The organism is Nocardioides pollutisoli (assembly GCF_040045055.1).
Taxonomy (GTDB): domain Bacteria; phylum Actinomycetota; class Actinomycetes; order Propionibacteriales; family Nocardioidaceae; genus Nocardioides; species Nocardioides tweenelious.
In genome coordinates this window covers 841818-864301 of sequence record NZ_JBDZDU010000001.1, presented here as the reverse complement: position 1 = coordinate 864301, position 22484 = coordinate 841818, and the positions used below count along the sequence as shown (strand labels likewise).

The following is a 22484-nucleotide window of genomic DNA, read 5'->3' as shown; positions in this document are numbered from 1 at the left end:
GGATGAACATCAACGACAAGATCGTCGTTGTGACCGGTGGAGGCTCTGGCCTCGGTGCCGCGACTGCGCGACGGTTGGCGAAGGAATCGGCGCTGGTTGCGGTGCTGGACCGTAGCGAAGAGGCCGCGGCGGACGTTGCGTCGTTCGCGCCCGAGCGGATGCTCGCGGTACCGGTCGACGTGGCGGACGAAGCCTCGGTCGAGAAAGCCTTCGAGCAGGTGCTGAACCGTTTCGGCACGGTTCACGGATGCGTCTCAGCGGCCGGTGTGGCCACGGCCGGGAAGACGGTGTCGCGCGGCGAACCGCTCGACATGGCCAGATTCAAGTCCGTCATCGATGTCAACCTCAATGGCCTGTTCGACGTGGTCCGACGCTGCGCGGCTGCGATGGTGACCAACGAGGTCGACGAGAACGGCGAGCGTGGCGTGATCGTGAACGTGAGTTCGGGCGCGGCGTGGCAAGGGCAGAAGGGCCAAGCAGCGTACGCCGCTTCCAAGGCCGGTGTCATCGGTCTGATGCTGCCGGTGGCTCGCGATCTGGCGCCACACGGGATCCGGGTGGTCACAATTGCGCCCGGACTCTTCCGTACCGGGATGTCGGCCACCTTCACGGCCGAGCTGGTGGCGGAGCTCGAGGACCAGGTGCTGTTCCCGAAGCGCATGGGCGACCCCGACGAGTTCGCGGAATTCGCATTGCACCTGATCAACAACCGCTACTTGAACGCCGCGACCTATCAGGTCGACGCTGGCGCCCGAATGGTGTGAGCGACATCCCTCAGGAATTCGACGACCCGTTACTGACCACCGCCATGGGTAACGGAGCGGACGGGCCGATGTGGTTCGATCGCGCCTACTTCAACCTATTCAACGCCCCTGGCTTCCCAGCTGTGGTGGTGGGGGCTGCTCACTACCCCAACGCTGGTGAGGGGCGGGGAGTCAGCGACGGCTACGCGATCGTGTTGTCCGGTGAGTCACAGCGCAACCTGCGTTTCTCCCAGGCGCTCGGCGACCCCGAGCGAATCGGACCGTTTCATTGGCAGGTGGTTGACCCCTTCCGGGAGTGGACCCTTGAGCTGAATTCGCCGGAGACCGGAGTCGAGATGAGGGCCCGGTTCACTGCCACCACGGTGCCCAATTTCCTGGATCCGATTGCCGCGAACAACGAATCCGGTGGGGGAACACGATTCGCCCACTTCTTCCAACGTGGTCGCTACGAGGGGGAGCTCGTCGTCGACGGGACCACTTGGTCCTTGGACGGGTGGACGGGCATGCGTGATCGCTCTCGCGGACTGCGTGAGGCCCGGGCCCGGCTCGGCATGCACCTCTGGGGCAACTTCCGCACCGATGACGGTTCATGCCTGGCGTTCAACTACAACGAAACCCGGGACGGGTCGGTCTCCCACCTGGATGGTGGCCTGATGACCGAGTCCGTTCTGGGAACTCGCGTGACTCAGGTGCGCCATGCATTCGAGGTGAATGAGGATCGTGAACTCATCTCGGGAGTGATGGTGGTGACCATGGAGGACGGCGAGGAGTTCGACCTCGGCGTCGAGGCCTTGTCCCGTGGGGTGTTCATGGCGGGAGGCGGCTACGACGGGAGACACGGAGTTGCGCGTGGAACGGTGGTGGAGGGCGAGACGTGGTCGCTCGACCAGTCATTCGACCCGGCATCCCTGGGCCTGATGCTGGTGGACAAGCCCTGCGTCGTTCGCTGTGGTGGCACCGAGGTGTCTAACATCTTCGAATTCGCGCTCAGTCGGAGTACGTCATACGTCTACCGAACGAACCTGTGAGCCCGTGGCAATGGCCCCTGATCAGTCTGCGATGAGCCCGCGTGGCGTCGAGTTCGCGGTCGATCGCGGCGTGGCTGTTATCGAACTCGACCGGCCGGATGTGGCCAACGCCTTCGACCTGCGCGCGGCAAGGGCCTTTGGCGCCGCCGTGGACGCAGCTTCGAAGTCAGAGGTTCGCGCGATCTCCCTGACCGGCAGGGGCGCCAGATTCTGTGGCGGGGGAGACGTGGCTTCCTTTACCGGCCCAGGAGGCGGCGCGTCGTACATGCAACTGCTCGCCACGGAACTGGAAGGGCACCTTCGTCGACTCTCCGCCCTGCCCACGCCGGTGGTGGCCGGCGTGCAGGGTGCTGTCGCCGGAGCAGGGCTCGCCCTGGTGTTGAACGCCGACCTGACGGTGGCGGGCGCCTCGACCAGGTTCGCATTCGCGTATCCGAGCATCGGATTGGTGCCGGATTGCGGCGTTTCGTGGCTCCTGCCGCGGGTCATCGGCAAGGCGCGTGCAATGGAGATGGCTCTCCGGGGGCGCGTGTTGACAGCAGAGGAAGCACTGAACTGGGGCTTGTTGACGGAGGTAGTCGACGACGACTCCGTCGCGGCGCGGACGGCGGAGGTCGCCCGGGAGATTGCCGACAGTCCGGCGGCCAGTGCACTCGGGCAAACACGACGATTGCTGCATGAGGCGTGGGAAACGGAGCGGCACCTGAGTGCTGCTGACGAGATCAAGGCCTTGGTGCGCGAGTACGAAGGTGATCAGGCCCCTGCACTGATCTCCCGGTTTCTGCAGAGGTGATCCTTGTGAGGGGGAAGGGCGGTGCAGTCGGCCACAAGGACTGCGGAAGTTCGCCCCCAAACCAGGCGCGACGCGCTGCTATGAGCAGGGCGGGCGGTCTCATAGGAGCTTGGATATGCAAAGGCATGCCCAATTGACTGCAGAAGACTTGCACGCCCAGATTGTCTCCGGCAGGAGGACGCCGCCGTGATCGTCGAGCACCTGATTCCTTGGTGGCCGCGTAGGGCGCGGATTGCCGGACACGTGGCCGGGACCGAAGGTAGTTGATGATCATGACGGAGGATTTGGCGATGCTGGCGTACCTGGCCGACCGTTTGACGGAGTTCCTGGCTGGCTTAGGACACGACGTTATTGTGACTGGATACCAGTCGCTCGGTGGTGGACGGTCGGTGTTGACGGCTGGCCTCGAACTGCAGTCAGATGATCGATCGCTGCCGGACCAAGTCGTTCTGCAAGTGCAGAAGGACGCCGGCCCGCTCGCCGGGATCGCCAGCCCGCAAAGACAGTTCGATCTTCTCAAGCTCGCTCAATCGCACGGTCTCCCCGTGGCGAACCCGTGGTGGTGCAGCGACGACCCCGTTCACCTAGGAGCCCCCTTCCTGGTGACGAGCACGGTGCTAGGCGCATCCCTCGATCCGTTCCGTCGCGATCACCGCGGAACCCTCCGCGAGCTCGCCGACAATTCCTTCCTCAAGAGCGCCATCGTCGACCACCTCGTGACCCTGCACTCGATTGAAATCGCGAAGTTGCCAGAGTCGGCACAGTTGTCCAATGACAACTTTCCCGTCCGACACGAGATCGACCGGTGGTCGGTTGTGATCGCCAAGTCACGCTTCGTCGACGACCCGCTACTAGCTCACGTTGAGCAGTGGTTGCGGGACCACGAGCCGGCTGAACAACGGTGCTCGCTGATTCATGGGGATTACCGGATGGGAAATTTCATCGTCGCAGAGGGCGGTCGCGTCGCCGCCATTCTTGATTGGGAATTTGCCTCGGCGGGAGACCCCCTACTCGACGTTGGGCTGATGGCATCTCCGGCCGTACTCGCCGGCGGGCTGTACGACGGCATCTGGGAAGATGGTGAGTTTGCCGATCTCTACGCGACCCGCACAGGCGTAGAGCTGTCGACGGACATTCTCCACTACTACGTCGTGCTGGCGACCTTCAAGGTTGCCGGATTGTGGGTGAACGCGACGATTAGTAGTTCTGACGAGTCGATGAGCTTGGAGGTGTTGCGGTCCGGTTTCAGTGTATTGACGCTTCGCAGGTTACTCGCCGATGCACTTCACTTGGTGCCCCAAAGACCCCACGAAATAACGCCATCCGTCCGGGCGGCGGTACGTGCGCTCGCGCCATCGGGCACCGACCCCTGGGAAGATCGGCGCTCGGTCCTGTTGTCCGGAGTGGCGCGGGCGATGTTGGAGCGTCCTTCGCCTGAGTGCGAGCGCGACTTCTGGACGCAATACTTGGACTGGATGGGTACGCAAGAGCCAATTCTTGCAAGAGAACCGGCCGTAAGCGATCTCGCTCATGCGGCAAAACGCCTCGCTGGGTCAGGCGACGAGGAGGCATTACAGTTGCTTGCCCAAGCGGCGCAGCTGCCTTTCGGAATGTGGCCTTAGTTTCGTGATCCTCCGTCTGGGCCCTGCCGACCAGAAGCTCACCGTGGGGAACGAGCGACACGACTCTGTTGTCGCACACGAACGGCTGTAACCTCCTGGTTTCTCAGCCTGAAGGCACGACGTGAATCGGGCATTCACCAGCCAGACATTTGCGGGGCAGGCACATTACTGGCGGTGGACCACCGCTCACAACGGGTTACCCGATGTAGGCGGGGGTTTTCTTCATTTCGATGCGGGCGATGGTGCGTCGGTGGACTGCGTCGGGGCCGTCGACGATGCGCAGGACGCGTGCCCAGGCGTAGAAGTAGGCGAGGACGGTGTCGTTGGAGACGCCCATGCCGCCGAAGACCTCGATGGCGCGGTCGATGACCTTGGTGGCCATGGCGGGTGTGGAGACCTTGATGGCGGAGATTTCCGATCGGGCGCCCTTGGCGCCGTACTGGTCGATCTTCCAGGCGGCGTCGTAGACGTGCAGCCGGGCCATGTCGATGTCGATGCGGGATTGTGCGACGAGGTCTGCGACGTTGGCGTAGTCGGACAGGTGGCGCCCGAATGCTTCTCTGGACTTGGCTCGGTCGACCATGAGGGCGAGGGCGCGTTCGGCCATACCGATGGCGCGCATGGCGTGGTGAATGCGTCCGGGTCCGAGGCGGGCCTGGGAGATGAGGAATCCGTCGCCCTCGTTGCCGAGGAGGTTGGTGGCGGGCACGCGGACGTCGCTGAAGGTGATCTCGCAGTGGCCGTGCTGGTCGTTGTAGCCGAAGATGGGCAGGTTGCGTTCGATGGTCACGCCGGGGGTGTCGCGGGGGACCAGGATCATCGATTGCTGACGGTGTGTCTCGGTCTCGAGGTCGGTCTTGCCCATGACGATGATGACCTGGCAGCGCTGGTCGGCGACCCCGGTGATCCACCACTTGCGGCCGTTGATGACGCAGTCGTCGCCGTCGCGGGTGATCACGGTGGTGATGTTGGTGGCATCGGAAGAGGCGACGTCGGGTTCGGTCATCGCGAACGCGGACCGGATCTCACCTGCGAGCAGGGGGTCGAGCCATTGGGCGCGCTGTTCGGGGGTGGCGAAGAGCTCGAGGGTTTCCATGTTTCCGGTGTCGGGGGCCTGGCAGTTGATCGCTTCGGGGGCGATCACCGGGGACCAGCCGGAGATCTCGGCCACTGCGGCGTACTCAAGGTTGGAGAGGCCGGAGAGTTGTGGCAGGAAGAGGTTCCACAGCCCGCGACGCCTGGCCTCGGCCTTGAGGTCTTCCATGACCGGTGGGTGTGTGTGGTCTCCGTGTTCGCGCAGGTGGGCGTCCCACACCGGCTCAGCGGGGAACACGTGGGAGCGCATGAAGTCCCACATGTTCTCGCAGGTTTCCTGGGCCTTGGGGGAGAGGACGAAGTTCATGGTGTTCCTTTCGCAGGTTTCGGTGATGCCGGGAGGTCAGAGCAGAACGAGGCCGGTGCGGCCCAGGTGGAGGATCTCGTCGTCGAGGTCGCCGAAGTCCTGGCCGCCCATGGCGCCGGCCCTGGCCCGGGCTTGGACACCTTGGGCGATGACGGCGAACTTGAAGTGGGCGAACGCCTCGTACCACGCCATGTCGGCAAGGTCGGCGCCGGAGGTTGCGGCGTAGCGCTGAAGCATCTGCTCACGCGTAGGGAAGCCGGGCAGGTGGGTGACCCCCGGGATCAGGCTCAGGCGTCGTTCGCCGGGTCCGATCCAGAAGAGGGAGAGGAGTGCAACATCGGTCAGTGGGTTCCCGAGGGTCGACAGTTCCCAGTCCAGCACGGCGTTGATCCGGCTCGGATCTGCGGTGTCGAGCACCACGTTGTCGAGTCGATAGTCCCCGTGCACGATGGTGGCGCGTTGCTGCTGAGGCACGGTGGCGGCGAGCCGCTGGGCCAGTTCGTCGATCTCGGCGACCTCGTGGCTGGCGCTCGCCCGCCACTGGCTGTTCCACCGACGGACCTGGCGGGCCATGAAGCCTTCGGGCCGCCCATAGTCGCCCAGTCCCACCGTGTCGGGGTCGACCGCGTGCAGTTCGGCCAGGGTGTCGACGAACGCGTGGGAAAGGGCCTCGCGCTCGGCGGGCGTCTGGGCGTAGTCCTGCGGCAGGTTGCCCCGAATCACATGGCCGGGGACCTTGTCCATCACATAGCACTGGATCCCGATCAGCTCACCAGGGTCCGCCAGCACGATTCGAGCGACCGGCACCTTCGTGTCCGCCAGCGCCGCCTGCACGCGCGCCTCCCGCACCATGTCGTGGGCGCTGCGCAGCAGTTCCCCGGTCGGTGGGCGACGCAGGATCATCTCGCCGGCAGCGCTGGACAATAGGAACGTTAGGTTCGACTTGCCCCCGCTGATTAGGCCGACCTCTGCATGGAGCCACGCGGGTTCGCCGGTCGCCTCCCCAATCGCAGGACCGAGCCGGTCAAGAGGTACCAGCCGCAACAGGTCGGGTGCGTCGACTGACATACAAACTCTTCCGGTCATTGGCTGAACGATACCGAGCGATCGTACCAAGTTCGTTCAGGCCCCGCTAGAGCGTGTATCGTGTTCAGCATGACTGAACAGACAGTGGGAAGAGCTGTGCGCAGCGCACGTCGGGTGCGGGGCGTTAGCCTACGTGCGCTGGCTCGCAAGCTCTCGGTGAGTCCTGCGACGATCAGCGCCATCGAGAACGACCACACGCGCCTGACGGTCGAGCGCCTGCACCGGATCGCCGAAATCCTGGACGTGCCCGCATCCCGCCTGCTGCGAGGTGAACCCACCGCATTGCCGATCCCACCCGGACAGCCAAGGCCGGAAGCCGGCAGTTGGAGCCACTACGACGACCTGCGCCTGGACCCCGTGCTCGCCGCCTCCGCGCGACTCTTTGTCGCCCAAGGCTTCCACGCCACCAGCATGCGCGGAATTGCCGCCGAGGCCTCGATGAGCGTGGCCGGGATCTACCACCACTTTCCGAGCAAGGAGCGGATCCTGGTCGATCTCATGGACCTCACCATGGCCGAGATTAAATGGCGACTCCTGGCTGCACGCGACGAGGGGAACGACGAGGCGGAGTCGTTCGGACTCATGGTCGAGTCACTGGCACTGTTCCACGCCGTGCGCGGCGACCTGGCCTTCCTCGGCGCCAGCGAGATGCGAGGACTCAGCGGGGCCGACCTGAAGCGAATCATCGGTATGCGCAATGAGGTCCAGCACCTCCTCGACGAACAAGCTGCACTCGTCGCCCCGGGTGCCGACGTACGTATCCCGTGCCGCGCCATCGCCACCATGTGCACCTCGCTGCCCTCCTGGTTCCGAAATGATGGACCACTGACGGCTGAAGACGTCGCCAAGCAGTACGTGGCATTTGCAATGGCGCTGCTCGAGGGGGCGACCTTGTGATGCATCGCGAGTGCGCTGCCGGTCGGGATGGCCAAGGCCGGTCCTCCCAGCACTAGCCAGTTGCAAAGAACCCGCGGTCCGCGGCGCGTGAATCCAATGGACTGCGGAGAGGGACCACAGCACAAAGGACGGACAGCACGAAGCCGTTGACGTGGACCGCATACGCCCGCAATCGATACCGCCCGGCGTGTCTCGAGGGGTGAGCCGCAATGCGGTATTGGCAACAATCTTCGGGCCACCTCTGGCCGAAGTGCCTTATCGCTCGCTCCAGGCGGCCGATCGCTATCTCGTGAGTCGTGCCGCACAATTTCCCCATTTAATAGGTCGGAAGCTCACCCCCGAGGTCAAAATCGAACAAGAGTCGAATCTCTGCGACGAGGTCCTTACGCAGGTCAGCGCACGTTTCCGCAAACGACGGCAGGTCAATCTCTTCCTGGGGATATGGACAAGGGGTCGCAGCTTCGCAACCGGCCTCCCTCAGCGGAAAGTCAGCAGAAATGAAGTCCGAAGGCCACCGAGTTCATTCGAGGTGATGAGGTAGCGTTGGCAGCCCTAAGATCTCAGATCCGTTGCAGGGCTCCAGATTGAGCGGTTTGGCTCGAGAGAGACCGAGATACATCGACGACTCGATGAGGCTCGCCCTTTCGAGAAGGTCAGGGGTTCGAATCCCCTCAGCTCCACCATCCGAGAGGCCCCGGTCAGCGCGCAGCTGACCGGGGCCTCTCGTCGTTCCGGCTCCGTCCGAGGCTGGTTGCTAGGGTCCAACACGCCCCGACCTCTCGAGAAGGAGCAGCTGCGAGTGAGCATCGAGCGACGCACGGAGATCCCCCCGGACCACAAGGACCCCGACTACGAGAACGTCGAGTTCGACGCGGAGCGGATCGCGGACGGCGGCCACCGCCGGTTCGTCGGTGGCTTCTGGGACGAGATGGGCCAGCTCCAGCTCGACTTCCTCCGGGAGCAGGGTCTCCAGCCCGAGCACCGGTTCCTCGACGTCGGCTGCGGGACGCTGCGGGCCGGCCGGAAGCTCGTCGACTACCTCGATCCCGGCCACTACTACGGCACCGACATCAACCACGAGCTGCTCGAGACGGGCTACCGGGTCGAGCTGACCGACGAGCAGCGCGCCCGGCTGCCCGAGGCCAACCTGCGCTCGACCGACCGCTTCGACAACGACTTCGGTGTGCAGTTCGACATGGCGATCGCCCAGTCGGTCTTCACGCACATCCCGCTCAACCACATGCGGCTGTGCCTCTACCGGGTCGCGAAGGTGATGCGGCCCGGCGGTCGCTTCTACGTCACGTTCTTCGAGCGCGGCCGCGACTTCCCGCTCGACAACGTGCCCAAGTCCGGTCGGATGTGGAGCGAGCGGAACGCGTTCTGGTACTACCGGTCCGACATGACCTGGGTCGCCAAGCGGTCGCCGTGGGAGGTCCGCTACATCGGCAAGTGGGGCCACCCGCGCAACCAGCGGATGGTGGAGTACACCCGGCTGGCGGACTAGCCGCCGCCGGCGGGGAGCGCCTCGAGCATCACGTCGGGGTTGTCGCGGGCGGTGACGTTGGCGCGCCACTGGTCGACGAAGAGCGCCAGGTAGGTGCCGTCCGAGCGCTGCAGGACCTCGACGCCGCGGATGCCCGAGAGTGCGCTGACGCCGGCCGCATCGGTACGCCGCGCCACCTGGTAGTCGAGACGGGACAGCCGGATCGGTGAGTTGAACTCGTTGGTCATCCGCTCCTGGACGACCTCGAACTGCATCGGGCCGACGGCCGCGAGGACCGGGCTCTGGTCGCCGCGCAGGTCGGAGCGCAGCACCTGGACGACGCCCTCCTGGTCGATCTGGTCGATGCCCTTGCGGAACTGCTTGTAGCGCCCGATGTCGGCGGCGGTGGCCGTCATGAAGTGCTCGGGGGCGAAGGACGGAACGGGCGGGTACTCGATCGCGTCGCCGACGTACATCGTGTCGCCGACGCGCAGCGCCTGCGCGTTGACCAGGCCGATGATGTCGCCGGGAGCGGCCTCCTCGATCGACGACAGCTCCCGGCCGAAGACCGCCTGGGCGTACTTCGTCGCGAAGGGCCGGCCGCTGGCCGCGTGGGTGACGATCATGCCGCGCTCGAAGGTGCCCGACACGACGCGGGCGTAGGCGAGCCGGTCGCGGTGGGACGCGTTCATGCCCGACTGCACCTTGAAGACGAAGGCGCTGAACTCGTCGTCGACCTCGCGGACCGAGCCGTCGACGCCCTCGGTGGCGTGGGGTGCGGGCGCGAGGTCGAGCAGCAGGTCGAGCAGCTGCGCGACACCGAAGTTCTGGAGCGCCGAGGCGAACATGACCGGCGTCGTCCGCCCGGCCAGGAAGGCCTCCTGGTCGTGGTCGGCGTCGTCGGCCGACAGCAGCTCGTGCTCCTCGACGGCGTCCTCCCAGACCGGGCGGTCGACCTCGTCGACCGCGTCGGCGGGCATCCGCTTCTCGGGTGCGCGGGTCGCGCCGCCGGCGGTGCGGGTGTACTTCACGAACTCGCCCGTCCGCCGGTCCAGGACGCCCCGGAAGTCGCCGGCCTCGCCGACCGGCCAGGTCAGGGGAGTGGGCCGGAGCTTGATCTTCTGCTCGATCAGGTCCATCAGCTCGAGCGCCGAGAGGCCGGGCCGGTCCCACTTGTTGATGACGGTGATCACGGGGATGCCGCGCAGCGCACACACCTTGAAGAGCTTGAGGGTCTGCGGCTCGAGCCCCTTGCCGGCGTCGACCAGCATCACGGCCGAGTCGACGGCCGACAGGACCCGGTAGGTGTCCTCCGAGAAGTCGCTGTGGCCCGGGGTGTCGACCAGGTTGACCACGTGGCCGCCGTACTCGAACTGCAGGGCGGCGGAGGTGATGGAGATGCCGCGGGCCTTCTCCATGTCCATCCAGTCGGAGACCGTCGCCCGTCGTCCGCCCTTGCCGTGGACGGCGCCCGCCTCGGTGATCACCCGCGCGTGCAGCGCGAGCGCCTCGGTGAGCGTGGACTTGCCGGCGTCGGGGTGGCTGATCACCGCGAAGGTGCGGCGGGGACGGGTGTCGGACACCCGGAAAACCTACCTGCCCAGCAGGGAGTCTCCTGCTTCCGCGTGGGGGAGCGTGACCAGGAACGTGCTGCCCCGACCGACCTCGCTCTGGAGCGACACCTCGCCGTCGTGGGCGGCGACGATCGCGTTGACGATGGTGAGGCCGAGGCCGGTGCCGGAGATGTGGCTGGTGAGCGCGCGGTCACCGCGGAAGAAGCGGTCGAAGACGCGCTCGACCTCGTCGGCCGGGATCCCGATGCCGGCGTCGCTCACCTCGATCTCGACGCCGGCCCCGGTCGGCCGGAGAGCGACCGTCACGGCGCCGTCGGGCTCGCTGTACTTGATGGCGTTGGAGACCAGGTTGTCGAGGACCTGGCGGATGCGGTGCTCGTCGACCAGCGCGACGAGGTGCGGGGGTACGTCGACCTCGACCGTCACCTCGGCCCGGTCGGCGAAGTGGCGCAGCGCCTCGACCGCCTCCTCGACGACCACGGACAGGTCGACGGACTCGCGCTGGAGGAAGATGCCCTCGCTCGCCTGCGCGACCTGCAGCAGGTCGGAGACGAGCGCCCGGAGCCGCAGCGCGTTGCGCTGCACGACCCGCAGCTGGGCGCTGACCGAGGCCGGCAGGTCGTCGTGGTCGCAGAGCATCTCGAGGTGCCCGAGCACCGCGGTGAGCGGCGTACGCAGCTCGTGGGAGACCGACGACACGAACTCGTCCTTGACCTGCATCGCACGCATCAGGTCGGTGACCTCCTGGTAGGCGAGAGCAGCGCCGATCCGCTCGCCCGACGGCCCGCGCACCTGGCGCGCCGAGGTGAAGTAGGCGGCCCGGTTGTGGTCGTCGCCGACCCAGTACATGTAGTCGTCGAACTCCTCGCCCTGGGTCGCCCGGTAGGACGGCATGTCCTCGCGACCCATCCGAGTGGTGCCGTCGGCGAAGAAGACCTCGCCGAGCTGTCCGGCGGAGCCCTGGTGCCCCTGGGGGAAGGGCAGGTGCATGGTCTCCTGGTGGCGGCGGTTCATCCGCTCGTAGCGACCGTCACGGTCGATCAGCAGGAGCCCGACGTTGACCGTCTCGAAGATGGCCTCGAGCGTCTGCCGCTCGTGCTCGATCTCGGCGTTCGCTGCCTCGAGCCGCTGCTCGTACTCCTGCTGCTCGCTCACGTCGACGATCTGGGAGATGAAGTGCAGCGGGGTGCCGTCCTGGCCGCGGACCAGCGCCACCGACAGGTCGCCCCAGACGATTCGTCCGTCGGCGTGGAGGTAGCGCTTGCGCAACCGGTAGTTGTCGATCTCGCCCTCGATCGTCTTCTCGAAGAGAGCGAGGTCGGCGTCGAGGTCCTCCGGGTGGGTGAGCTCCTGGAAGCCCAGCCGGGACAGCTCCTCGGCGTCGTACCCGAGCATCTCGGAGAAGGCCCGGTTGACCATCAGCAGGCGCCCGTCGAGGCCGACCAGGGTCATCCCGACCGGGGAGTTCTCCACCGTGAGGCGCCACAGCTCGGCGCCGTCCGACCCGATCTCCACGCACTGTCCTCCTCGCCCGAGTGAGTGAAGTATCACCGACCGGGGGCACCAGCACGCCCGCGCGAGGCTTTCTTGACTCGTTCCAGAAAACTGGCAAGACTGCGGACATGGCCACGACGTCGGACCACGAGCACCTGCTCCGTGGTGCGAGCCTGCGGGTGACCCGGCCGCGGATCGCGGTCCTGGACGCCGTCCACGACCACCCGCACGCCGACACCGAGTCGATCATCGACGCCGTACGCCGCGAGCTGCCGGAGGTCTCCCACCAGACGGTCTACGACTCGCTGCGGACGCTGACCGACGTCGGTCTCGTACGCCGGATCCAGCCGTCCGGCTCGGTCGCGCGCTACGAGTCGCGCGTCGCCGACAACCACCACCACGTGGTCTGCCGCTCCTGCGGCGTGATCGCCGACGTCGACTGCGCCGTCGGCCACACCCCGTGCCTCACCGCGTCCGACGACTCGGGCTTCACGATCGACGAGGCCGAGGTCGTCTACTGGGGCCTGTGCCCCACCTGCTCCGCCGTACCCACCCAGAAGTGAATCCCCCCGTGGAAGGAAGCACATGAGCGAGAACAACCCGTCCGAGGGCGGATGCCCCGTGATGCACGACGGTGCGTCCGGCAGCGAGAGCGAGAACCCCGCGCTCGACGCGCCGACGCCGAAGACCGGTGGTCGCCCGCGCACCAACAAGGACTGGTGGCCCAACCAGCTCGACCTGTCGGTGCTGCACTCCCACTCGTCGAAGGGCAACCCGCTGGGTGACGACTTCGACTACGCAGCGGAGTTCGCGAAGCTCGACCTCGCAGCCCTGCGTCGCGACATCGTCGACGTGCTGAACACCTCGCAGGACTGGTGGCCGGCCGACTTCGGCCACTACGGCGGCCTGATGATCCGGCTGAGCTGGCACGCGGCCGGCACCTACCGGATCTACGACGGCCGCGGTGGCGCCGGCGACGGCGGCCAGCGGTTCGCGCCGCTCAACAGCTGGCCCGACAACGGCAACCTGGACAAGGCCCGCCGCCTGCTCTGGCCCGTGAAGCAGAAGTACGGCCAGAAGATCTCGTGGGCCGACCTGCTCGTCCTCGCCGGCAACGTGGCGCTCGAGGACATGGGCTTCACGACCTTCGGCTTCGGCTTCGGCCGCGAGGACGTCTGGGAGCCCGAGGAGATCTTCTGGGGCGAGGAGGACACCTGGCTGGGCGACGAGCGCTACTCCGGCGAGCGTGACCTGAGCGAGTCGCTCGGCGCGGTCCAGATGGGTCTCATCTACGTCAACCCCGAGGGCCCCAACGGCAACCCCGACCCGCTGGCTTCGGCCCGCGACATCCGCGACACCTTCGCCCGGATGGCCATGAACGACGAGGAGACCGTCGCGCTCATCGCCGGCGGCCACACCTTCGGCAAGACCCACGGTGCGGGCGACGCCGACCTGGTCGGCCCCGAGCCGGAGGGCGCCCCGCTCGAGGAGCAGGGCCTCGGCTGGAAGAGCGCCTACGCCTCGGGCAAGGGTGCCGACGCGATCACGTCCGGCCTCGAGGTCACCTGGACCACGACGCCGACCCGGTGGAGCAACGACTTCTTCAAGATCCTGTTCGGCTACGAGTGGGAGCTCACGAAGAGCCCGGCGGGCGCGAACCAGTGGGTCGCCAAGGACGCCGAGGACATCATCCCCGGGCCGACCGCCGACTCGCCCAAGCGCAAGCCCACGATGCTGACCAGCGACCTCGCGCTGCGGTTCGACCCGGCGTACGAGAAGATCTCGCGCCGCTTCCTGGAGAACCCGAACGAGTTCGCGCTGGCCTTCGCCAAGGCCTGGTACAAGCTGCTCCACCGCGACATGGGTCCGGTCGACCGCTACCTCGGCCCCTGGGTCCCCGAGCCGCAGCTGTGGCAGGACCCCGTCCCGGCAGCCACCGGCACCCCGGTCAGCGACGCCGACGTCGCGAGCCTGAAGGCGTCCGTGCTCGACTCCGGTCTCTCGGTGTCCGAGCTGGTCTCCACCGCGTGGGCGTCGGCCGCGAGCTTCCGCTCCACCGACAAGCGCGGTGGCGCGAACGGCGCGCGCATCCGTCTCGAGCCGCAGCGCGGATGGGCCGCCAACCAGCCGGCGCAGCTCGCCTCGGTGCTGGAGAAGCTCGAGGGCATCCAGGCGGAGTTCAACGGCGCCGGCGGCGCCCAGGTCTCGCTGGCCGACCTGATCGTCCTCGCGGGCTCCGCGGCGGTCGAGAAGGCCGCCAAGGACGCCGGGGTGGAGGTGACCGTGCCGTTCCGGGCCGGTCGCACCGACGCCACGCAGGAGCAGACCGACGTCGACTCCTTCAAGGTGCTCGAGCCCCGGGCCGACGGCTTCCGCAACTACCTGCGGGCCGGCGAGAAGCTGCAGCCGGAGACGCTGCTGGTCGACCGGGCGTACATGCTCGGTCTGACGGCGCCGGAGATGACGGTCCTCGTCGGTGGCCTGCGGGCGCTGGGCAACAACGTCGACGGCGTGCAGCACGGCGTCCTCACCGACCGTCCGGGGGTGCTCACCAACGACTTCTTCGCCAACCTGCTCGCGCTGGGTACCGAGTGGAAGGCGTCGGAGTCGGAGGAGAACGTTTACGAGATCCGCGACGCTGCGAGCGGTGACCTGAAGTGGACCGCGACCGCGGTCGACCTGGTCTTCGGCTCCAACTCGCAGCTGCGCGCGCTCGCCGAGGTCTACGCCAGCGACGACGCGAAGCAGAAGTTCGTGAACGACTTCGTCGCCGCCTGGGTCAAGGTCATGGAGGCCGACCGCTTCGACCTCGCCTGATCACATGGTGGCTGGGACGTCATACGGGTGGAGCAAGAGGACACACCGTCCGTATGACGTCCCAGCGGCACCTCGGCGCTGTTCAGAGACCGTCGGAGCGTCGGGCGCTGCGCTGCTCCTGACGGGCGGCGCGGCGGCGACGCAGCCGGCGCACGAGGCGCGGGGCGTGCGCCTCGGCGGCTGGGAGGTCGATCAGCCGGTTGAGCAGCTGGTGGTAGCCGGTCGGCGTCAGGTCGAAGCGCTCGCGCAGGGCGGACTCCTTCGCGCCGGCGTGCTCCACCCAGTCCTGCTCGAACGCGAGGATCTCACGGTCGAGGTCGGTCAGGTCGTCGGAGTGCACGCCGCAGATCCTCACACGAGCGCCGCAGACACCAGGAACCGGGACACCTCGATCCGGAGGGCGACCCGGTGGGGGTTGGGCCTCGGCTGGCGGTAGCGGGTCGCGTAGCGCTCGACGGCTCGGGCGACCGATGCCTCGTCGCGGCGTACCTCGACCCGGCCCTCGATCGTCGACCAGCGCGCGCCGTCGACCTGGCCGACGGCGACGTGCGCGTCGCGCTCGGCGTTGCGCACCTTCTGCGACGAACCGTTGGTGATGACCCAGGCGCACCGCTCGTCGAGGTCGAGGGTCAGACCGACGGGCACGAGGTGCGGGCCGCCGTCCGCGCGCAGCGTGGAGAGCATGCACAGGTGCCGCTCGGTCCAGAAGTCCAGCAGCGGCTGGGGAAAGGCGGCCCAGTCCGGGGTCCATGAGGTCATCCGCACATGCTGGCACGGAGCCCCGGGCTACGTTCGTGGCATGCACCGGATCGCCGCCTTCGTGGACACAGCCCTGGACCGCACCGTTGTGCCCGGCTACACCCGGATCGGGCCGGCCGTGCGCAGGCGCCTGTCGACCTGGCCCGCCGACCCCGAGCCGGGTGCGCTGGTCGGCAAGGTCGCCCTGGTCACCGGCGCGAGCTCGGGCCTCGGCATCGCCACCGCGGAGGCGTTCGCCGCGCTCGGGGCCGAGGTGGTGATGGTCGTCCGCGACACCGCCAAGGGTGAGCGGGTCCGTCAGGAGATCGTCGCCCGCCACCCCCTCGCCCGGCTCGACGTACGGCGCTGCGACGTGTCCGACCTGGACGACGTACGCCGCTTCGTCGCGGAGCTCGACCTCGTGCACGTCGACGTCGTCGTGCACAACGCGGGCGTGATGCCGCCGTCTCGCACCGAGTCGGCGCAGGGTCACGAGATGACGATGGCGCTGCACGTGCTCGGCCCGGTGCTGATGACCGACCTGCTCGCGCCGCGGCTGTCCGGCGGCCGCGTGGTGCTCGTGACGTCCGGCGGGATGTACAGCCAGCGGCTGCGCGACGACGACCCGGAGTACCTCGTCGGCGACTACTCGCCGACCACCGCCTACGCCCGCAGCAAGCGCGCTCAGGTCGAGCTGCTGCCGATCCTCGAGGACCGGTGGGACGGCGTCGAGGTCTACGCCACCCACCCGGGCTGGGCGGGCACCCCGGGCGTCACCGAGTCGCTCCCGACCTTCAACAAGGTCCTCGGCCCGCTGCTCCGCGACGCGGAGTCCGGGGTCGACACGACCGTCTGGCTCGCGGCCACCGAACCGCGGCGGCCGGGTGGCGAGCTCTGGCACGACCGGGCACCGCGGCCGACCCACCTCCTCCGCAAGACCCGCACCGGCGACGCCGAGCGCGACCGGATGTGGGCGTGGGTTACCGCCGCCGTGGGTTGAGTAGCGAGCGCCTTCTCGCTGGTCGAGTAGCGAGCGTATCGAGACCCGGCCCGACTAGGTCTCGATACGCCGGTCGCGAGCTCGTTCCTCGCTCGCGCGACTACTCGACCTGGCTGCTGCGTCTTCGTGACCCGGGCAAGCTCTGGTCACGAAGGCAGCTCATATCCAGCGACTGAACCAGATCCGGTCCAGCCACTCGGAGTGCGTGAGCAGCTGGTCGGTCCAGATCGGCCAGAACCACGCGAAGTTCAGCAGCGCGAGCACGACGTACGCACCCGAGACGATCACGCCGACCGTGCGTCGGCGGCTCGGCTCGGTCGACGGTCCGATCAGGGAGCCGATGGCCAGGGTCAGCGCGATGATGATGAACGGCAGGGTGACGATCGCGTAGAACGAGAAGATCGGTCGGTCGTCGTACTGCAGCCACGGCAGCCAGGTGGAGAGCGTGCCGACCACCGCGATCCCGAACCGCCAGTCCCGGGCGCCGATCCACATCACCGCCGCGAAGACCAGCGCGAGCACGCCGCCCCACCAGATCGTCGGGTTGCCCAGCAGCAGCACCTGGCGCAGGCAGTCGCTGCCGGTCGGTGCCTCGCACCCCTGGGTGCCGGGCTGGATGCCGGTGTCGGCGGCGACGCCGACGGGGCGGTTGAGGATCAGCCAGCCGAGCGGCTTCGACGCGTAGGTGTGCGTGCTGTCGTTGAGGAAGTGCGTGTGGAACGTGTAGACGTCCTGGTGGTAGTACCAGAGCGACCGCAGTGACTGGGTGACCTCGCCGAAGCCGTGGGCGTCCGGCTCGGTGCGCGTCGGCCAGTCGTGCCCGCCGGCGTAGTGGGTGTACTGCGTCGCCGACAGGTGCTCCTCGTACTGGTTCGCGTGCATCAGCCAACCGGTCCAGGTCGCGACGTAGACGACCAGGCCGACGAGCACGAGGTGGACGAACGCCGGGATGCCGTCGACGACGGCCGACTTCAGGATCGGCCAGCGGACCCCGAACGAGCGACGGGCACCGGACGACCAGAGCCAGACCAGGATCCCGAACGCCGCGAGCGGGTAGATCGCCTCCCACTTCGACCCGCAGGCGAGCCCCCAGCAGATGCCGCCGAGCAGCAGCCACGGCCGGAAGAGCAGACGGCGCACCGGCCCCCAGGCCCGGTCGCCGGTGACCTGCTCGGGCGTGAGGCGCGCCATCTTGGCGCGGTGCCAGTCGCGGTCGGCGACGATGCAGTGCACGCCGCAGAGCACGAAGAACGCGACGAAGATGTCGAGGAGCGCGAGCCGGGACAGCACGAAGTGGAGTCCGTCGAGGCTCAGCAGCAGGCCGGCGACGATGCCGAGGGCGGTCGACCCGGTGAGGCGGCGCGCGAGGCGGCACATCACCAGGACCATCAGCGAGCCCACGACGGCCGCGGCGATCCGCCAGCCGAAGGGGTCCATCCCGAAGGTCTTCTCCCCGAGCGCGATCAGCCACTTGCCGACCTCGGGGTGCACGATCATCGACGGGTCGTCCTTCCACTGACCCGTCGTCTGACCGTTGAGGATGTTGTCGTTGGCCTTGTCGACGTACTCCCTGACGTAGCCGAAGTGCGCCAGCGACCACGCGTCCTTCGCGTAGTAGGTCTCGTCGAACTCGAAGATGTGCGGCCTGCCGAGGTGCCACAGGCGCAGGAAGAGCGCGAGCAGCGCGACGCCGATGCTGGCGGTCCAGCCGATGAACGGGTCCTCGAGACGGACGCGCCCGCGCGCGCGTGCCCACGCGGACGGCACCGGGCGCCCGGCAGCGTTGCTCGAGAGACCGACCCGCTCCTCGGGATCCTCTGCGGGCGCGGCGGACGTCACGGTGGAAGACTCTAGGACGTGACCCCTGATCCCGGCGTGCTCGTCCTCGCAGCCACGCCGATCGGCCGGGTCGCCGATGCGCCACCCCGACTGTCCGAGGAGCTGGCCACGGCCGACGTCGTGGCGGCCGAGGACACCCGCCGCCTGCGGCGGCTCACGACCGACCTCGGCGTGACCATCACGGGTCGCGTGGTGTCCTACTTCGAGGGCAACGAGTCGGCCCGCACCCCGGTGCTCCTCGAGGCGCTCTTGGCCGGCGAGCGCGTGCTGCTCGTGACCGACGCCGGGATGCCCAGCGTCTCCGATCCCGGCTACCGCCTGGTCGTGGCCGCGGTCGAGCACGACGTCCTGGTCACCGCCGTGCCCGGTCCGTCCGCGGTGCTGACGGCTCTCGCCGTCTCGGGGCTGCCGGTCGACCGGTTCTGCTTCGAGGGCTTCCTGCCCCGCAAGGCGGGGGAGCGGTCGCGCCGTCTCGCCGCGCTCGCCCGGGAAGAGCGCACGATGGTCTTCTTCGAGGCGCCGCACCGCACCGAGGCCGCGCTGGCGGCGATGGCCGGCGCGCTCGGCGACGACCGGGCTGCTGCCGTGTGCCGCGAGCTGACCAAGACCCATGAAGAGGTACGCCGTGGACCGCTGGCCGACCTCGTCACCTGGGCGTCCGAGGGCGTCCGGGGCGAGGTGACGATCGTGGTGTCCGGTGCCGCCCCGGCCGCGGAGGTCGCGAACGACCCGGCCAGCCTGCTGGCCGCCGTCGCGGAGCTCGAGGCGGACGGCGTACGCCGCAAGGAGGCGATCGTCGAGGTCGCCCAGCGCGCGGGACTCCCCAAGCGCGAGGTCTACAACCTGGTCCACGGGGCAGGAGGTCCGGCATGACCGACCGCATCAGCACACTCCAGCACGACGGCCTGAGCTTCGACGTCCTCGACGAGGGGCCGATCGACGGGACGCCCGTCGTGCTCCTGCACGGCTTCCCCGAGCGCAGCAGCACCTGGCGCCTGGTCACGCCCGCGTTGAACGAGGCCGGCCTGCGCACGCTGGCGATCGACCAGCGCGGCTACTCGCCGGGGGCCCGGCCGCGACGGCGCCGCGACTACCGGATGCAGCACCTGGCCGGCGACGTGATCGCCCTGATCGAGCAGGTCGGCGGGCCGGTCCACCTGGTCGGCCACGACTGGGGCTCGGCCGTGGGCTGGGCGGTGGCCCTGCGCCGTCCCGACCTGGTGCGCACGTGGACCGCCGTCTCCGTGCCGCACCCGGCCGCCTTCGCCCGGGCGATGAAGAACCCGAGCCAGCGCCGCCGGTCGCGCTACATGGCCTTCTTCAACGTCCCGCTGCTGCCCGAGCTCAGCGCCCGCAAGGCCGGCGGCCGGTTCGACACGAGCATGCGCAAGGCCGGGATGAGCGCCGACGAGGTGGCCCGGATGCGCCGCGAGATCATCGAGTACGGCGCGCTGCCGCACGCGCTCGGCTGGTACCGCGCCCTCGCGCTGGGCAACCCGAGCTCGGCCGACCACCAGGTGAAGGTCCCGACCACGCTCGTCTGGAGCGACCGCGACATCGCGATCGCCCGCGAGGGGGTCGACGGCACCGAGCGCTGGATGGACGCGCCGTACGAGCTCGTCGTGCTCGAGGGTGTGACCCACTGGATCCCGACCCAGGCGCCCGAGCCGCTGACGGAGGCGATCCTCGCCCGGGTGAGGTCGGTGTGAGCGAACGCCCTCCCGCCCCCCAGCCGCTGCCCCACCCGGTCGTCGACAACCACTGCCACCTCGACATCGCCCGCGGCGACGAGGAGGCGCTGCCCGTCGACGACGCGCTGGCCGCGGCCGCCGCCGTCGGGGTGACCCGGATCGTGCAGATCGGTTGCGACCTGCCCGGCGCCCGCTGGGCGGTCGAGGCGGCGGCGTCGTACGACGCGATCGTCGCCGGTGTCGCGCTGCACCCCAACGAGGCCCCGCGGCTGCCGTCGCTCGACGACGCGATGGCCGAGATCGAGGCGCTCGCCGGCGCGCACGCGGGTGTGCGCGCTGTCGGCGAGACCGGCTTGGACCACTTCCGCACCGGCGAGGAGGGGCGCGCCGTCCAGGTGGAGTCGTTCCGACGCCACATCGACCTCGCCAAGCGGCTCGACAAGACCCTGGTCATCCACGACCGCGACTCCCACGCCGAGGTGCTCGAGGTGCTCGACAGCGAGGGCGTGCCGGACCGCTGGGTGATGCACTGCTTCTCCGGTGACGCCTCTTTCGCGAGGGCGTGCCTGGACCGCGGTGCCTACCTGTCCTTCGCCGGCACCGTGACCTTCAAGAACGCCCAGCCGCTGCGCGACGCCCTCGCCATCACCCCGACCGACCGGGTGCTCGTCGAGACGGACGCGCCGTACCTCACCCCCACGCCGCACCGCGGTCGCACCAACGCGTCCTACCTGGTCCCGCTCACCATGCGAGTGATGGCGGACGTGCGCGGGGCCGACCTGGGTGAGCTCTGCGCTGCTGTCGACGCCAACACGGAGCTGGCCTTCGGCGGGACCTGGGGCTAGCGGGCCTCGGCCAGCACCGCGTCGCGGTCATCGGCCAGCACGAAGCCCGCCTCGATCGCGGCATCGGTCGCCGCGGCGTACGCCGCCAGGTAGTCGTCGTGCGACGCCCAGCGCGGCTGCGACAGCGGCAGGGTCCGGCCGAAGAGCGCGCAGATCGGCGAGGCGTCAGGGGCGGCATAGCCGGACAGCACGTCGGCCGGCGCGTCGACGACCGGAGTCCGTACGCCGCCGCGCACGTTGCCGACCTCGTCGAGCTCGAGGACACCGTCGACGACGGAGATCGGCGACGCGGACGGCGCAGCAGCGCCACCCCGTGCCCAGGACTCCAGCCAGCGCAGGGCCGCGCGGACGACGTACGCCTGCTGCCCGCGGTTGACCGGGTCGGGGCAGCCGAGGAACGACTCGAACGCACCGATCTGGAAGAGGTCGGCGTGCGCGGCACCCGCCACCTCCCACACCCGGAGCAGCTCGGCGTCGGGCTGCCGGGCCGGCAGGTAGTTGAGCCGGCCGAGGAGGTCGCCCTCGGTCTGCACGACGATCACCGGCTCGGACAGGTCCACGCGGAACGGCGTCGGCGGACCGTTGAGCCGTGCGACCAGGTCGACCGGGAGGCCGGGTTCGCCGAGCGGGAGCCCGGCACCGCCGCGGCTGTGGACGAGGAACCCGTCGAAGGTCAGCGTCTGCGGCTGCACCACGTTGACGTACGTCGTGAGGGCGTACGCCGACTGCGACTCACCGATCGCCAGCACGCAGTCGGCCTGCAGGTCCGCCGCCAGCCCGGTCGCGACCTGCGTGTAGATGTCGTAGCAGTAGGCGTCGCCGGGATGGGACAGGTCGCCGTAGCGCTCCGGGTCGACCGCCCTGAGGCCCGACAGCCCGGCTCCCGCGTCGACCGCGGGCGTCCCGCCCTCGACGCCGACGTACTGCGCCGAGACGCCGGCCCACGCGTGACCGCGCCGGACCAGCTCCTCGGAGAGATAGGTCCAGTCCGGGGCGGCGTCCGAGCCGCTGCTCACGTTGAGCCACTCGACGACGAGGGTGCCGCTCGCGGTCGCGCAGTCCTTCGGCTGGCGCACCACCACGCGGGTCGCGTACGCCGCGGGCGGATGCGACGGGTCCGCGTAGGAGACCGCCGTCCCGGAGGCGACGTACTCCGTCTCGAGCCAGCCCGCGGCCCCGAGGTCTGGACCAGCCACTGCGGCCATCAGCGAGACGCCGTTCCCGCTGGTCAGAGGGGTGAAGTCGGCTCGCGTGGGGTCTGGCACGGCGCGACTTTACCGTCGAGATCCTGCTCACGGAGCGCGGAAATATGACACGTTTGGTTTGCAATCGACCGCCGAGGCTGGTGGTCTGGGCGACTGATGGCCGGGATCGGGACCGATCTGACCAGCGTGCACCACCCCTCTGGACA

General features: G+C 68.6%; 20 protein-coding genes. 12 read left to right on the top strand and 8 right to left on the bottom strand.

Going from position 1 to position 22484, the window contains the following annotated elements; translation table 11 throughout:
* Positions 1-2: 2 nt before the first annotated feature.
* The 4 genes from ABLE68_RS04175 (at position 3) to ABLE68_RS04160 (ending at position 4207) form a co-directional block, all read left to right on the top strand.
* The gene (locus ABLE68_RS04175; protein ID WP_348869979.1) at positions 3-764 is read left to right on the top strand and encodes an SDR family NAD(P)-dependent oxidoreductase; all 762 of its coding nucleotides are present in this window, start codon (positions 3-5) and stop codon (positions 762-764) included.
* Complete coding sequence (locus tag ABLE68_RS04170; protein ID WP_348869977.1) at positions 761-1792, top strand: Rv3169 family protein; 1032 nt, start codon at positions 761-763, stop codon at positions 1790-1792. The genes ABLE68_RS04175 and ABLE68_RS04170 overlap by 4 nt, the downstream gene beginning before the upstream one ends.
* A 31-nt stretch (positions 1793-1823) precedes the next feature.
* On the top strand, positions 1824-2585 hold the full coding sequence (locus ABLE68_RS04165) for an enoyl-CoA hydratase/isomerase family protein (RefSeq protein ID WP_348869976.1): 762 nt from the start codon (positions 1824-1826) through the stop codon (positions 2583-2585).
* A 290-nt stretch (positions 2586-2875) separates the two neighbouring features.
* The gene (locus ABLE68_RS04160; protein WP_348869975.1) at positions 2876-4207 is read left to right on the top strand and encodes a phosphotransferase family protein; all 1332 of its coding nucleotides are present in this window, start codon (positions 2876-2878) and stop codon (positions 4205-4207) included.
* Between the two features lie 196 nt (positions 4208-4403).
* Here the strand turns inward: ABLE68_RS04160 and ABLE68_RS04155 are convergent, their stop codons facing one another.
* Both ABLE68_RS04155 and ABLE68_RS04150 read right to left on the bottom strand, forming a co-directional pair.
* Positions 4404-5609, bottom strand: coding sequence for an acyl-CoA dehydrogenase family protein (locus tag ABLE68_RS04155; protein ID WP_348869974.1), 1206 nt, complete (start codon positions 5607-5609; stop codon positions 4404-4406).
* A 36-nt stretch (positions 5610-5645) separates the two neighbouring features.
* Positions 5646-6677: a phosphotransferase family protein gene (locus tag ABLE68_RS04150; protein WP_348869973.1), complete on the bottom strand. Its 1032-nt coding sequence runs from the start codon at positions 6675-6677 to the stop codon at positions 5646-5648.
* 87 nt (positions 6678-6764) lie between these two features.
* Between ABLE68_RS04150 and ABLE68_RS04145 the strand changes: the two genes are divergently transcribed.
* Positions 6765-7592: a TetR family transcriptional regulator gene (locus tag ABLE68_RS04145; protein WP_348869971.1), complete on the top strand. Its 828-nt coding sequence runs from the start codon at positions 6765-6767 to the stop codon at positions 7590-7592.
* A gap of 799 nt (positions 7593-8391) precedes the next feature.
* A complete protein-coding gene (locus ABLE68_RS04140; RefSeq protein WP_348869970.1) occupies positions 8392-9096 on the top strand; it encodes a class I SAM-dependent methyltransferase in 705 nt (234 codons plus the stop codon).
* On the opposite strand, the gene ABLE68_RS04135 is transcribed toward ABLE68_RS04140, so the two are convergent.
* Positions 9093-10658 carry a peptide chain release factor 3 gene (locus tag ABLE68_RS04135; RefSeq protein ID WP_348869969.1) on the bottom strand — a complete coding sequence of 522 codons (1566 nt, stop codon included), beginning with the start codon at positions 10656-10658 and terminating at the stop codon, positions 9093-9095. The genes ABLE68_RS04140 and ABLE68_RS04135 overlap by 4 nt on opposite strands.
* Positions 10659-10667: 9 nt before the next feature.
* On the bottom strand, positions 10668-12164 hold the full coding sequence (locus ABLE68_RS04130; protein ID WP_348869967.1) for a sensor histidine kinase: 1497 nt from the start codon (positions 12162-12164) through the stop codon (positions 10668-10670).
* A gap of 107 nt (positions 12165-12271) precedes the next feature.
* On the opposite strand from ABLE68_RS04130, the gene ABLE68_RS04125 reads away from it, so the two are divergent.
* The gene (locus ABLE68_RS04125; RefSeq protein ID WP_348869966.1) at positions 12272-12706 is read left to right on the top strand and encodes a Fur family transcriptional regulator; all 435 of its coding nucleotides are present in this window, start codon (positions 12272-12274) and stop codon (positions 12704-12706) included.
* 22 nt (positions 12707-12728) lie between these two features.
* On the top strand, positions 12729-14960 hold the full coding sequence (gene katG, locus ABLE68_RS04120; RefSeq protein ID WP_348869965.1) for a catalase/peroxidase HPI: 2232 nt from the start codon (positions 12729-12731) through the stop codon (positions 14958-14960).
* An 82-nt stretch (positions 14961-15042) separates the two neighbouring features.
* Here katG and ABLE68_RS04115 read toward each other — a convergent pair whose 3' ends face one another.
* Entirely contained in the window at positions 15043-15300 is a 258-nt protein-coding gene (locus ABLE68_RS04115; RefSeq protein WP_348869964.1) for a DUF3263 domain-containing protein, read from the bottom strand.
* Positions 15301-15311: 11 nt separating this feature from the next.
* Positions 15312-15719: a pyridoxamine 5'-phosphate oxidase family protein gene (locus tag ABLE68_RS04110; protein ID WP_348869962.1), complete on the bottom strand. Its 408-nt coding sequence runs from the start codon at positions 15717-15719 to the stop codon at positions 15312-15314.
* Positions 15720-15759: 40 nt separating this feature from the next.
* Here ABLE68_RS04110 and ABLE68_RS04105 point away from each other — a divergent pair, with 40 nt between their 5' ends.
* Positions 15760-16698, top strand: a complete 939-nt coding sequence (locus tag ABLE68_RS04105) for an SDR family NAD(P)-dependent oxidoreductase (protein ID WP_348869961.1) — start codon at positions 15760-15762, stop codon at positions 16696-16698.
* A gap of 159 nt (positions 16699-16857) precedes the next feature.
* Here ABLE68_RS04105 and ABLE68_RS04100 read toward each other — a convergent pair whose 3' ends face one another.
* On the bottom strand, positions 16858-18537 hold the full coding sequence (locus tag ABLE68_RS04100) for a dolichyl-phosphate-mannose--protein mannosyltransferase (RefSeq protein ID WP_348869960.1): 1680 nt from the start codon (positions 18535-18537) through the stop codon (positions 16858-16860).
* Between the two features lie 18 nt (positions 18538-18555).
* Here ABLE68_RS04100 and rsmI point away from each other — a divergent pair, with 18 nt between their 5' ends.
* The 3 genes from rsmI to ABLE68_RS04085 are packed head-to-tail and all read left to right on the top strand — an operon-like array spanning position 18556 to position 21073.
* A complete protein-coding gene (gene rsmI, locus ABLE68_RS04095; RefSeq protein WP_348869958.1) occupies positions 18556-19410 on the top strand; it encodes a 16S rRNA (cytidine(1402)-2'-O)-methyltransferase in 855 nt (284 codons plus the stop codon).
* Positions 19407-20246 carry an alpha/beta fold hydrolase gene (locus ABLE68_RS04090; protein WP_348869957.1) on the top strand — a complete coding sequence of 280 codons (840 nt, stop codon included), beginning with the start codon at positions 19407-19409 and terminating at the stop codon, positions 20244-20246. The genes rsmI and ABLE68_RS04090 overlap by 4 nt, the downstream gene beginning before the upstream one ends.
* Positions 20243-21073: a TatD family hydrolase gene (locus ABLE68_RS04085; RefSeq protein WP_348869955.1), complete on the top strand. Its 831-nt coding sequence runs from the start codon at positions 20243-20245 to the stop codon at positions 21071-21073. Before ABLE68_RS04090 ends, ABLE68_RS04085 begins: the two co-directional genes overlap by 4 nt.
* Here ABLE68_RS04085 and ABLE68_RS04080 read toward each other — a convergent pair.
* On the bottom strand, positions 21070-22338 hold the full coding sequence (locus ABLE68_RS04080; RefSeq protein ID WP_348869953.1) for an alpha/beta hydrolase domain-containing protein: 1269 nt from the start codon (positions 22336-22338) through the stop codon (positions 21070-21072). The two genes, ABLE68_RS04085 and ABLE68_RS04080, sit on opposite strands and share 4 nt — an antisense overlap.
* Positions 22339-22484: the final 146 nt, after the last annotated feature.

Excerpts from the sequence above, each read along its gene's own strand:
- ABLE68_RS04110 (WP_348869962.1), bottom strand. The coding sequence starts at position 15,719 with ATGACCTCATGGACCCCGGACTGGGCCGCCTTTCCCCAGCCGCTGCTG.
- ABLE68_RS04175 (WP_348869979.1), top strand. The coding sequence starts at position 3 with ATGAACATCAACGACAAGATCGTCGTTGTGACCGGTGGAGGCTCTGGC.
- ABLE68_RS04160 (WP_348869975.1), top strand. The coding sequence starts at position 2,876 with ATGCTGGCGTACCTGGCCGACCGTTTGACGGAGTTCCTGGCTGGCTTA.
- ABLE68_RS04105 (WP_348869961.1), top strand. The coding sequence starts at position 15,760 with ATGCACCGGATCGCCGCCTTCGTGGACACAGCCCTGGACCGCACCGTT.
- ABLE68_RS04145 (WP_348869971.1), top strand. The coding sequence starts at position 6,765 with ATGACTGAACAGACAGTGGGAAGAGCTGTGCGCAGCGCACGTCGGGTG.
- ABLE68_RS04155 (WP_348869974.1), bottom strand. The coding sequence starts at position 5,609 with ATGAACTTCGTCCTCTCCCCCAAGGCCCAGGAAACCTGCGAGAACATG.
- katG (WP_348869965.1), top strand. The coding sequence starts at position 12,729 with ATGAGCGAGAACAACCCGTCCGAGGGCGGATGCCCCGTGATGCACGAC.
- ABLE68_RS04090 (WP_348869957.1), top strand. The coding sequence starts at position 19,407 with ATGACCGACCGCATCAGCACACTCCAGCACGACGGCCTGAGCTTCGAC.
- ABLE68_RS04125 (WP_348869966.1), top strand. The coding sequence starts at position 12,272 with ATGGCCACGACGTCGGACCACGAGCACCTGCTCCGTGGTGCGAGCCTG.
- ABLE68_RS04150 (WP_348869973.1), bottom strand. The coding sequence starts at position 6,677 with ATGTCAGTCGACGCACCCGACCTGTTGCGGCTGGTACCTCTTGACCGG.
- ABLE68_RS04165 (WP_348869976.1), top strand. The coding sequence starts at position 1,824 with ATGAGCCCGCGTGGCGTCGAGTTCGCGGTCGATCGCGGCGTGGCTGTT.